Origin of the sequence: Streptomyces sp. GbtcB6 (assembly GCF_019091475.1) — a bacterium.
In the GTDB taxonomy this organism is placed as follows: Bacteria; Actinomycetota; Actinomycetes; order Streptomycetales; family Streptomycetaceae; genus Streptomyces; species Streptomyces hyaluromycini.
In genome coordinates this window covers 41,983-53,798 of the sequence record NZ_JAGXJL010000008.1, presented here as the reverse complement: position 1 = coordinate 53,798, position 11,816 = coordinate 41,983, and the positions used below count along the sequence as shown (strand labels likewise).

Sequence of the window (11,816 nt, the reverse complement as noted above, 5' to 3'; positions counted from 1 at the left end):
CTGTTCCCATGATCGTGCGAACGATCTGTGGAGACCGCGCGGACACCGATTCCGATCGCTTCCGGCACCCCGATTTGGGCGGCCGGGTGCCGGGGTGATTGGCTTGGCGCAACCCCGAGAACTCAGGTGCTGGAGGAAAGCGATGGCGCAGGTCGAGGCCACTACGGAGCGGGTCGTCTCCGCGGACGCGGAGACGGTGTTCGACGCGATCGCCGACTACAGCGGCACGCGCGCGAAGCTGCTGTCCGAGCACTTCAGCGAATACGAGGTGCGTGAGGGCGGCGACGGCGAGGGCACCCTGGTCCACTGGAAGCTCCAGGCCACCAGCAAGCGCGTCCGCGACTGCCTCCTGGAGGTCAGCGAGCCCACCGACGGAGAGCTGGTCGAGAAGGACCGCAACTCCTCCATGGTCACCACCTGGCGCGTCACCCCGGCCGGCGAGGGCCAGTCCAAGGTCGTCGTGCACACCACCTGGCAGGGTGCCGGCGGTATCGGCGGCTTCTTCGAGAAGACCTTCGCGCCCAAGGGCCTCGGCCGGATCTACGACGCGGTGCTCGACAAGCTCGCCGCCGAGGTCGGGAAGTAACCGCCCGGGGACCCAGGCCTGTTGGCCCCTCACCGGTTCGAGTGGATCTCCGGCCCGGCCGGTCTCGTGCCGTAACTCGTCGTGCTTGCTCACAGTTGTCGCCCTACGGGAAATAAGGCGGGAATTGTGCGCAGGCGCGACGAGGGGAGCGGTACGTGGGCGGAACGACGCTGGTGCAGTACGAGGAACCGGCCGCGGCGCCCGCGGACGCCCCCGTGCCGGAACCCGCCCCGGCCTCCGGACTCGGGCCGCGCCGCACCCGGTTGGTGTTCTGCGGGCTGATGCTCGCCCTGCTCCTCGCCGCGCTGGACCAGATGATCGTGGCCACCGCGCTGCCGAAGATCGTCGGCGAGCTGCACGGCCTCGACAAGATGTCCTGGGCGATCACCGCCTATCTGCTCACCGCCACCGTCGGCCTCCCCGTCTACGGCAAACTCGGCGACCTCATCGGCCGCAAGGGCGTCTTCCAGTTCGCGATCCTGGTCTTCGCCGTCGGCTCCGCGCTGGCCGGACGGGCGCAGAGCATGGACCAGCTGATCGCCTTCCGCGCCGTCCAGGGCGTCGGCGCGGGCGGGTTGATGATCGGGGTGCAGGCGATCATCGCCGACATCGTGCCGCCCCGGCAGCGCGGCCGCTTCATGGGCCTGATCGGCGCCGCCTTCGGCCTCGCCTCCGTCGCCGGGCCGCTGCTCGGCGGCTACTTCACCGACCACCTCTCCTGGCGCTGGTGCTTCTACGTCAACGTGCCCTTCGGGCTGGTCACCCTGGCCGTCATCAGCGTCGTACTGAAGCTGCCGAAGCCCCGGGCCCGCGGCCGTTTCGACGTGCTGGGCGCGCTGTTGCTCGCCGCCGCCTCCACCTGCCTTGTTCTGCTGACCAGTTGGGGCGGCACGGAGGACGCGTGGGGCTCACGCGTCATCATCGGGCTGGGGGCCGGCGCGGTGGTCGCCACCGGGCTGTTTCTCGTCGTCGAGCACCACGCGGTCGAACCCCTCATCCCGCTCCGGCTGTTCCGGGACTCCGTCTTCAACGTGAGCGGCCTGGTCGGACTGATCATCGGCGTCGCCCTGTTCGGTGCCGCCAGCTATCTGCCGACCTTCCTGCAGATGGTCGACGGCGCCTCGGCGACCGAGTCCGGGCTGCTGATGCTGCCCATGATGGGCGGGATCGTCGGTGCCTCGATCGTCGCGGGACAGCTCATCAGCCACACCGGCCGCTACCGGATCTACCCGGTGCTCGGCGGGGGGCTGTCGGTGGTCGGCATGTGGCTGCTCTCCCGGCTCGAAGTCGGCACCCCGCGCTGGCAGTACAGCATCTGGATGGCAGTGCTCGGCGCCGGGATCGGCATGGTGATGCCGGTGCTCGTCCTCGCCGTGCAGAACTCCGTACGGCCCGCCGACCTCGGCACCGCCACCAGCGCCAACAACTACTTCCGGCAGATCGGCGGCAGCGTCGGCGCCGCCGTCTTCGGCACCCTCTTCGCCGACCGGCTCACCGACGCCCTGTACAAACGTCTCCCCGCCCACGCCGGCGCCCGCCTGCCCGACCCCGAGTCCCTCACCCCGCAGCTCGTCCACGCGCTGCCCCCGGCGCTGCGCGACGCCTACATCCGCGCCTACGCCGACGCGATGCCCCGGATCTTCCTCTACCTGGTCCCGGTGCTCGTCCTCGGGCTGCTCGTCACCTGCTTCCTCAAGGAGAAACCGCTGGTGTCCCACCCCACCGCCGAAACGGAGTCCGAAGCCGTGAACGCCCCGATCCCGCAGGCCCGGTCGCCGCACACCGGCGCCGGGATCCCCGTCTGCGGCACGGTGCAGCATCCCGACGGGACCGTGGTGCCGCGCGCCGCGCTCACCCTCATCGACGCCGTCGGCCGGCAGGTCGGCCGGGGCGCCAGCGGCGAGGACGGCCGGTACGCCCTGGCCACGCCCGGCTCCGGGCCGTACGTCCTGATCGCCGCCGCCGGCGGACACCAGCCGCAGGCCGTCTCCGTGACGGTCGGCGAGCGGCCCGTCGAGCTGGATGTCGTCCTCGGCGGTGCCGGGCGGCTCGCGGGCAGCGTGCTCACCGCCGACGGCACTCCGGTACGGGACGCCACCGTCACTCTCACCAACGTGCACGGCGAGGTCGTCGCGAGCGTCCGCAGCGGCCGCGAGGGCGGCTATGTGATCACCGAGCTGGTGGCCGGCGAGTACACCCTCGCCGCCAGCGCCCCCGCCTTCCGCCCGGCCGCCCTCCCGGTCACCGTCCAGGCCTCCCGGGAGACCCGGCAGAACGTCGAACTCGCGGGCGGCGCCGTGCTGAAGGGCACGGTCCGGGCCGGGGGAGGCCGGCCCGTGGAGGACGCGCGGGTGACCCTGCTCGACGCCGCCGGGAACGTCGTGGACACACTCACCACCGGTGCCGACGGAACGTTCCGGTTCGTGGACCTGTCCTCCGGCGAGTACACGGTCATCGCCGCCGGTTACCCGCCGGTCGCCACGGTCCTCCAGGTCGCGGGCGGCGGCCGCACCGAACGCGATCTCCAGCTCGGCCACGAGGACTGAGCGAGGACAGAGCGAGGACCGAGCCAGGGGTGATCACCGACGCGGTGAACACGGTTCGCGCACCGCATACGGGCGCCGACCTGCGCGCCGGTGCGATCCGGTGAAACCAATTCCAGGATTGCCACACATCGCAACCGGCGGCCACCGTACGGTAGTGACGGGCGGCACAGATCTTTTGCGGAGCCGTGGGGAGAGAGGGCCTGGGTCATGGACCGTGGCAGCGAGCGGGACGCACCTCCCGGCCTCGGTGCTGGGGACGGCGCTCCGGGCCGCATCCCCCTGGCCGTGGTCGTCGTCGACCGTGACGGCCAGGTCTCCCACTGGAGCACCGGCGCCCGGCGGTTGTTCGGCGCGGCCAAGGAGGACGCCATCGGCCGCTCCGTCCTCGACCTGCTGCCCGTCTCCGGCGCGCTCCCCGAGGACGACGAGATCACCCCGTACGGCGCCTACGCGGCCTACGACGGACTCGGCCCCGACCTGGAGTCCTCCCTCGACGGACGGCTGAACTTCCCGGCCGCCGGCCGCGCCCGGCTCACCGTCGCCGACCGCGACCGCGCCGATGTGCTCTGGTGGGCCTACCCGCTGGTCGGCCCCGGGAACGAACGACTGCTGGTGCTCGCCGCCGACGCCGAGCGCCTGCGCCAGGCCGAACGCGACGAGGGCATCGCCTTCGAGCGCATCGCGCCCGGCTTCGCCCTGCACACCGACTTCCCCGGCGCCGAGGAACTGGCCCGCAGGCTCCCCGAGATCCTGCCCAGCATGAGCGTCGACGAGAGCGCCCGGATCGTCGCCCAGGTCCTCGAACTCGGCTACCCCATCCTGGAGTTCAGCCAGAACGACCGGGTGCCCGTGACCCCCGACTGGGGCGTCGCCCGGCGCACCGAGCGGATGGCCCGCCGCGAGCGTGCCGCCCGGGTGGCCGCCCAGGGCCTGCCGGTACCCGTCGAACTCGCCGACGACGAGGGCGAGGACCTGGAGTACGCGGCCGTCCGTGAACGCCTCGAATTCCTCAACGAGGTCAGCGGGAAGATCGGCACCTCGCTCGACCTGTCCCGCACCATCATCGAGGTCAGCAGAGCCGTCGTACCCCGCTTCACCGATGTCGCCGGCACCTATCTGCGCGAACAGGTCGTCGCCGGCGAGGAGTTCCCGGACGGCGTGCCCGACACCACCACCATGTGGCACCGGGTCGCCGTCGAGCACACCGACGAACCCGGCCGCTGGGACGACGTCATCCCGGTCGGCGAGGCGATGCCGTTCCCGGCGCACACCCCGTTCTTCCAGTGCATGACCACCGGCGAGCCGGTCCTGGTGCCGCGGATCAGCGAGGAGATGGGCCACGCCATCGCCTCCCAGTTCGAGAAGCGCGACATCCGGCCGCTGATCACCGGCCGCTCGATGCTGGTCGTACCGCTCAAGGCGCGCACGGTCGTGCTCGGCTTCATGATCCTGCTGCGCCACCCCGAGCGCGAGCTGTTCAACGACATGGACCGGGTCACCGGCGCCGAACTCGCCGCCCGCGCCGGGCTCGTGCTCGACAACGCGCGCATGTACACGTTCCAGGAGAGCGTCGCCGAGACCCTCCAGGACAGCATGCTGCCGCACATCCCGCCGCGCATGGCGGGCTGCGACATCGCCACCCGGTACCTGCCGGGCACCCTGCTCGGCCGCGTCGGCGGCGACTGGTTCGACTCCGTGAAACTCCCCGGCGCCCGCACCGCCCTGGTCGTCGGCGACGTGATGGGCCACGGCCTCAACTCGGCGGCGATGATGGGCCAGTTGCGGACCGCGGTCCAGACGATGGCGGCCATGGACCTGCCGCCCGCCCAGCTCCTGCGCAACCTCGACGACCTGGCGCAACGCCTCGGCGACGGCTACCTCGCCACCTGCCTCTACGCCGTCTACGACCCGATCGAGGGCGAACTGCACCTCGCCAACGCCGGCCACATCCCGCCGGTGCTGGTGCGGGCCGTCGACGGGCGCAGTGAACTCCTCGACCTGCCCACCGGGGCGCCCATCGGCGTCGGCGGGGTCGCCTTCGAGTCGCTGCGGGTGCGCGTCGACCCCGGCGACCGGCTGGTCATGTGCACCGACGGACTGGTCGAGATGCGCGGCGAGGACATCGGCGTCGGCCTCGCCACCCTCTGCGAGTCCGCCGCCCACCCGGCCGCCTCCATGGACGACGCCTGCGACACCATCATCCGCGCCCTCAACACTCGCGGCGGCCGCAAGGACGACGTCGCCCTGCTGATGGCCCGCCTCAACGGCATCGGGCCGGAGGACGTCGCCGAATGGCGGCTCGCCCTCGACCCGGCCGAGGTCCGCCGCGCCCGCGCCGTCGTCCGCGAGCAACTCCACGACTGGGGCCTGGCCCGGCTCGCCGACCCCGCCGAACTCATGGTCAGCGAACTCGTCACCAACGCCGTACGGCACTCCCACAGCCGCCCCGTCCAGCTCCGGCTGATACGCGGCGAGACCCTGCTGTGCGAGGTCGATGACGACGACCACACCCTGCCGACCCTGCTCAGCGCGGGGCCCGGCGACGAGGCGGGACGCGGACTGCGGGTGGTCTCCACCCTCGCCCGGGAGTGGGGCACCAGCCGTACGGCCGCCGGGAAGACCGTCTGGTTCGAACTCACCGCACGGCGCCGCTGACCCGGGCGCGCCGCCGGCCCGGGGGCGCACGTCCGTCGAACGCGGGGTGAAGGAACGCGCCGGGCGCTTGTGGCCGTAACCGGCGCAGGGTAGACCGTACTGGCCCGTCACTTACGACGGGTCACATGCGGCTGCATCCTGGGGAGTTGGGCCATGAGCGTGACGAGTCGGTACCGCAGTGCCTGGGAGGGTTTCTGGCGCGAGGCGCCCGACGAACCGGGGGCGGTGTTCTGGGACGCCGAGCCGGTTGTGACCGCCGCCGTCCACGTCGCCCTCTTCGAACCCCACCTCACCGACCCCGGCCTGCCCCTGGTCGACCTCGGCTGCGGCAACGGCACCCAGACCCGCTTCCTCGCCGGCCGCTTCCCCCGCGTCCTGGGCACCGACATCGCCGAGGCCGCCCTGGACCACGCCCGGCACGCCGACCCCGCGGGACAGGCCCGCTACCGGCTCCTCGACGCGGCCGAGAAGAGCGAGGCCGAGGCCCTGCACGCGGAGCTCGGCGACGCCAACGTCTACATGCGGGGCGTCCTGCACCAGTGCGAACCCGACGACCGGCAGCCGGTGATCGACGCCGTCGCCACCCTCGTCGGCAGCCGCGGCCGGGCCTTTCTCGTCGAGCTCTCCGAGGCCGCCCGCCCCGTCCTCGGCGGCCTCGCCCAGAGCCCGTCGGGACCGCCGCCCAAGCTCGCCCCGGTCTTCCGCCACGGCATCGCCCCCGGCGAGGTCCCCGACGCCGCGGTCCCCGAGTACCTGCGCAACGCCGGCCTCACCGTCCTCGCGAGCGGTGACCTTCCTCTGACCACGACCGAGTCCACACCTGACGGCGAACTGATCGTGCTGCCGTCGAAGTGGGTGCTGGCGGGACGCGAGAGCTGAGGGACGCGACCGGGCGGCGGAGCCGGGCCACCGGACGCCGTCCGACCCGCCGGGCGCACCGTGGCCCGTGGCCCCTCCGACGCGTAACGTGACCGACCATGAAGATCCTCATCAGCGCCGACATGGAGGGCGCCACCGGGGTGACCTGGCCCGGCGACGTGCTGCCCGGCGCGCCGCAGTGGGAGCGGTGCCGGCCGATGTTCACCTCCGACGTCAACGCCGCCGTCCTCGGCTTCTACGACGGCGGCGCCGACGAGGTCCTCATCAACGAGGCCCACTGGAGCATGCGCAACCTGCTCCTGGAACAGCTCGACGACCGCGCCGAGATGATCACCGGCCGCCACAAGACGCTGTCCATGGTCGAGGGCGTCCAGCACGGCGACGTCGACGGCATCGCCTTCGTCGGCTACCACACCGGCGCCGGCATGGAAGGCGTCCTCGCCCACACCTACCTGCCCAACTCCGTCACCGGTGTCTGGCTGGGCGACGTCCGCGCCAGCGAGGGCCTGCTCAACGCGCACGTCGTCGCCGAGTACGGCGTCCCGGTCATCCTCGTCACCGGCGACGACCTGGCCTGCGAGGACGCCCTCGGCTACGCGCCCGAGGCCCTCAAGGTCGCGGTCAAGGACCATGTGTCGAGGTACGCGGCCGTGTGCCGGACGCCCGCCCGGACCGCCGCCGACATCCGCGCCGCCGCCAAGGACGCGGCCAGGCTCGCGGTGCGCCACGAACCGGTGACCGGCGGACCGTTCACCATCGCCCTGGAGTTCGACGCCGAGCACCTCGCCCTGGCCGCCACCGTCGTCCCCGGCGTGGAGCAGGTCGGCGAGCGGAAGGTGGCGTACACCGAGGGGACCATGTACGACGGCATCCGCACCTTCAAGGCGGTCACCACGATCGTCTCGGCCGCGGTGGAGGAGCAGTATGGCTGACCAGCAGGCACTCGACGAGGTCGTCCGGTTCACCTCCGAGCTGATCCGGATCGACACCAGCAACTTCGGCGGCGGCGACTGCCGGGAGCGGCCCGCCGCCGAGTACGCGGCCGAGCGGCTCGCCGGGGCGGGACTGGAGCCGATCCTTCTTGAGCGGACCGCGGGACGCACCAATGTCGTCGCCCGCATCGAGGGCACCGACCCCGCCGCCGACGCGCTCCTCGTCCACGGCCACCTCGACGTCGTACCCGCGCAGGCCGCCGACTGGAGCGTCGACCCGTTCTCCGGGGAGATCCGCGACGGGGTCGTGTGGGGGCGGGGCGCCGTCGACATGAAGAACATGGACGCGATGATCCTGGCGGTGGTGCGGGCCTGGGCCCGGGACGGGGTACGGCCGCGGCGGGACATCGTCGTCGCGTTCACCGCCGACGAGGAGGCCAGCGCGGTCGACGGCTCCGGGTTCCTCGCCGACCACCACCCCGAACTGTTCGAGGGCTGCACCGAGGGCGTCGGCGAGTCCGGCGCCTTCACCTTCCACGACGGCACCGGACGGCACCTCTACCCGGTCGCCGCCGGCGAGCGCGGCACGGCCTGGCTCAAGCTCACCGCGCGCGGCCGGGCCGGACACGGCTCCAAGGTCAACAGGGAGAACGCGGTCACCCGCCTCGCCGCCGCCGTCACCCGCATCGGCGAGCACCAGTGGCCGCTCCGGCTCACCCCCACGGTCACCGCCGCCCTGACCGAACTCGCCGCCCTCTACGGCATCGAACCCGACCTCACCGAGATCGACCTGCTCCTCGACAAGCTCGGCCCGGCCGCCAGGCTGGTCGAGGCGACCATCCGCAACAGCGCCAACCCGACCATGCTGAACGCCGGTTACAAGGTCAACGTCATCCCCGGCGAGGCCGTCGCCTTCGTCGACGGACGCTATCTGTACGGCACCGAGGACGAGTTCCGGGCCACCCTCGACCGCCTCACCGGCCCCGACGTCGACTGGGAGTTCCACCACCGAGAGGTCGCCCTCCAGGCACCGCTGGACTCACCGACGTACGCCCGGATGCGGGCCGCCGTCGAGGAGTTCGCCCCCGACGGGCACGTGGTGCCGTACTGCATGTCGGGCGGCACCGACGCCAAGCAGTTCTCCCGGCTCGGCATCACCGGCTACGGCTTCGCCCCGCTCAAGCTCCCCGAGGACCTGGACTACCAGGCCCTGTTCCACGGCGTCGACGAACGCGTCCCCGTCGAGGCCCTGCACTTCGGCGTCCAGGTCCTGGACCGCTTCCTGCGCACGGCATAGCACGGAGTAGCACGGCATCGGCGAGTAGGAGAGAACGTGGAGACGAAGGCGTACGGCTCGTGGCCCTCACCCGTCGACGCGGCCCTGGCGGCCGCGCACGACGGCTCCGCCGAGTGGGTGGGCTTCGTCGGCGACGAGCCCTGGTGGACCGAGCCCCGGCCCGTGGAGGGCGGCCGCAGGACCCTGGTACGCGGCAGCACCGGGGAATCCGTGCTGCCCGCGCCGTGGAACGTCCGCAGCCGGGTCATCGAGTACGGCGGACGGCCCTGGGCCGGTGCGGTACCCGACGACGGCGGTCAACCCCTGCTCGTCTTCGTCCACTTCGACGACCAGCGGCTGTACCTGTACCGGCCCGGCGAAACACCCCGGCCGCTGACCCCGCCCGGACCCCGGTGGGCCGACCCGCGGTTGCTGCTCGACCGGGGCGAAGTCTGGTGCGTCCTGGAGGAGTTCACGGGCACCGCACCCACCGACGTACGGCGGGTGCTCGCCGCCGTACCGCTGGACGGCTCGGCCGCCGACGACCGGGCCGCCGTACGCGAACTCACCGACGGACGGCACCGGTTCGTCACCGGACCGCGCCTGACGCACGACGGGCGCCGGGCCGCCTGGCTCGCCTGGGACCATCCGCGGATGCCCTGGGACGGCACCGAACTGCTGGTCGGCGAGGTCGGCGCGGACGGTGTCCTGCACTCGGTCCGCACCGTGGCCGGCGGTCCCACGGAGGCCGTCGCACAGGTGGAGTGGTCCGCGGACGACCGGCTGCTGTACACCAGCGACCGCAGCGGTTGGTGGAACCTCTACCGCGACCACGAGCCCCTGTGCCCGCGCGCGGAGGAGTTCGCGGGGCCGCTCTGGCGGCTCGGCCAGAACTGGTTCGCGCCGCTGGACAACGGCTTGATCGCCGTCCTCCACGGGCGCGGGCCGCTGGCACTCGGGATACTCGATCCGGAAACCGGCGAGACCGCCGACGCCGCCGGACCGTGGACCGAGTTCTCCGCCACCCTCGCCGTGGACGGCACCCGTGTGCTCGCCGTCGGCGCCGGCCCGCGCACCGCCCACGAGGTCGTCGAACTCGACACCTCCTCCGGCCGCACCCGGGTCGTCGGCGCCCCGCACCAGGACCCGGTCGACCCCGCCCACTACCCCGAGCCGCAGGTCCGCACCTTCGCCGGTCCCGGCGGCCGCGAGGTGCACGCCCACATCTACCCGCCCCACCACCCCGGCCACACCGCCCCCGAGGGCGAGCTGCCGCCGTTCGTCGTCTGGGCGCACGGCGGCCCCACCAGCAGGACTCCGCTCGTCCTCGACCTCGCGATCGCCTACTTCACCTCCCGGGGCATCGGGGTCGCCGAGGTCAACTACGGCGGCTCCACCGGATACGGGCGGGAGTACCGGGAGCGGCTGCGCGAGCAGTGGGGCGTGGTCGACGTCGAGGACTGCGCGGCCGTCGCGCTCGCCCTCGCCGAGGAGGGCACCGCCGACCGGGCCCGGCTCGCGATCCGCGGCGGCAGCGCCGGCGGCTGGACCGCCGCCGCCTCTCTGACCGGCACCGACGTCTACGCCTGCGGCACCATCTCCTACCCCGTCCTCGACCTCACCAGCTGGGGCGCGGGGGAGACCCACGACTTCGAGTCCCAGTACCTGGAGTCCCTGATCGGACCGCTGGCCGAGGTGCCCGAGCGGTACGCCGAGCGGTCGCCCAGCGAGCACGCCGACCGGCTCACCGCGCCCTTCCTGCTGCTCCAGGGGCTGGACGACGTGATCTGCCCGCCCGCGCAGTGCGAACGCTTCCTCGCCCGGCTCGACGGCCGCCCGGTGCCGCACGCCTACCTCACCTTCGCGGGCGAGGGCCACGGCTTCCGGCGCGCCGACACCCTGGTCCGTGCGCTGGAGTCGGAGCTCGCCCTCTACGCTCAGGTGTTCGGGCTGGACGTGCCCGGAATCCCCGAGCTGGAACTGGTGAAGTGACCGAAGTGGCGGAAGTGACCGAAGTGACCGCGCTGACCAGGCCGCCGAGGCTCTCCGCCGGAGCGCGGGTCGCCGTCGTGGCGCCGAGCGGGCCGGTGGTGGAGGAGCGGCTCCAGGCCGGCCTCGACATCCTGCGCGGCTGGGACCTCGACCCGGTCGTGGCACCCCATGTGCTCGCCACGGACGGCGAGCTGGGGTATCTCGCGGGCTCCGACGCGGACCGCGCGGCCGACCTCCAGCAGGCCTGGTGCGACCCGTCGGTGTCCGCCGTGCTCTGCGCGCGCGGCGGCTACGGCGCCCACCGCCTCGTCGACCTGCTCGACTGGGCGGCGATGCGGGCGGCCGGCCCGAAGGTGTTCGTCGGCTTCAGCGACGCCACCGTGCTGCACGAGGCGTTCGCGACCCGGCTCGGGCTCGCCACTCTGTACGGGCCGGTGGCCGCGGGCGCCGACTTCGTCAAGAGCACCGAGGCACAGGACCATCTGCGGGCCACCCTCTTCGCCCCGGAGACGGTCCGCACGATCCCCTCCCGGGGCGCCGCGCTGGTGAGCGGCCGGGCCGAGGGCGTCACCGTCGGCGGCTGCCTGCGGCTGCTCGCGTCCGGCCTCGGCACCCCGCACACCCACACCGGCGCCCGCGGCGGACTGCTCGTCCTGGAGGACGTCGGCGAGCGGCCGTACAGCCTCGACCGGAGCATCACCCAGCTGCTGCGGTCCGGCTGGCTCGACGGCGTCGCCGGGATCCTGCTCGGCTCCTGGGACCGGTGCGGACCCTACGAGGAGGTACGGCCGATGCTCGCCGACCGGCTCGGCGGCCTTGGTGTGCCGGTGGTGGAGGAGTTCGGGTTCGGGCACTGCGAGGCGGCCCTGACCATCCCGCTCGGGGTGGCCGCGGAGCTGGACGCGGGCGCGGGCACGCTGACCCTGCGGGAACCGGCGCTGCGCTGAGAG

8 protein-coding genes are annotated in these 11,816 nt (G+C 72.9%); all 8 read left to right on the top strand.

What is annotated here, in order from left to right:
• Nucleotides 1-142 precede the first annotated feature (142 nt).
• Nucleotides 143-586, top strand: coding sequence for an SRPBCC family protein (locus KVT45_RS15590; RefSeq protein WP_217547868.1), 444 nt, complete (start codon nucleotides 143-145; stop codon nucleotides 584-586).
• Between the two features lie 155 nt (nucleotides 587-741).
• On the top strand, nucleotides 742-3,132 hold the full coding sequence (locus KVT45_RS15585) for an MFS transporter (protein WP_217547866.1): 2,391 nt from the start codon (nucleotides 742-744) through the stop codon (nucleotides 3,130-3,132).
• Nucleotides 3,133-3,339: 207 nt separating this feature from the next.
• Entirely contained in the window at nucleotides 3,340-5,787 is a 2,448-nt protein-coding gene (locus KVT45_RS15580; RefSeq protein ID WP_217547865.1) for a SpoIIE family protein phosphatase, read from the top strand.
• 153 nt (nucleotides 5,788-5,940) lie between these two features.
• The gene (locus KVT45_RS15575; protein WP_217547863.1) at nucleotides 5,941-6,666 is read left to right on the top strand and encodes a class I SAM-dependent methyltransferase; all 726 of its coding nucleotides are present in this window, start codon (nucleotides 5,941-5,943) and stop codon (nucleotides 6,664-6,666) included.
• A 98-nt stretch (nucleotides 6,667-6,764) separates the two neighbouring features.
• Nucleotides 6,765-7,598, top strand: a complete 834-nt coding sequence (locus KVT45_RS15570) for a M55 family metallopeptidase (RefSeq protein WP_217547862.1) — start codon at nucleotides 6,765-6,767, stop codon at nucleotides 7,596-7,598.
• Nucleotides 7,591-8,895 carry a M20/M25/M40 family metallo-hydrolase gene (locus tag KVT45_RS15565; protein ID WP_217547860.1) on the top strand — a complete coding sequence of 435 codons (1,305 nt, stop codon included), beginning with the start codon at nucleotides 7,591-7,593 and terminating at the stop codon, nucleotides 8,893-8,895. Before KVT45_RS15570 ends, KVT45_RS15565 begins: the two co-directional genes overlap by 8 nt.
• Before the next feature lie 36 nt (nucleotides 8,896-8,931).
• Entirely contained in the window at nucleotides 8,932-10,866 is a 1,935-nt protein-coding gene (locus tag KVT45_RS15560) for a prolyl oligopeptidase family serine peptidase (RefSeq protein WP_217547858.1), read from the top strand.
• 23 nt (nucleotides 10,867-10,889) lie between these two features.
• The gene (locus KVT45_RS15555) at nucleotides 10,890-11,813 is read left to right on the top strand and encodes an LD-carboxypeptidase (protein ID WP_217548239.1); all 924 of its coding nucleotides are present in this window, start codon (nucleotides 10,890-10,892) and stop codon (nucleotides 11,811-11,813) included.
• Nucleotides 11,814-11,816 lie beyond the last annotated feature (3 nt).

Coding starts and splice junctions, on each gene's coding strand:
- KVT45_RS15590 (WP_217547868.1), top strand. CDS start 143: ATGGCGCAGGTCGAGGCCACTACGGAGCGGGTCGTCTCCGCGGACGCG.
- KVT45_RS15580 (WP_217547865.1), top strand. CDS start 3,340: ATGGACCGTGGCAGCGAGCGGGACGCACCTCCCGGCCTCGGTGCTGGG.
- KVT45_RS15575 (WP_217547863.1), top strand. CDS start 5,941: ATGAGCGTGACGAGTCGGTACCGCAGTGCCTGGGAGGGTTTCTGGCGC.
- KVT45_RS15570 (WP_217547862.1), top strand. CDS start 6,765: ATGAAGATCCTCATCAGCGCCGACATGGAGGGCGCCACCGGGGTGACC.
- KVT45_RS15565 (WP_217547860.1), top strand. CDS start 7,591: ATGGCTGACCAGCAGGCACTCGACGAGGTCGTCCGGTTCACCTCCGAG.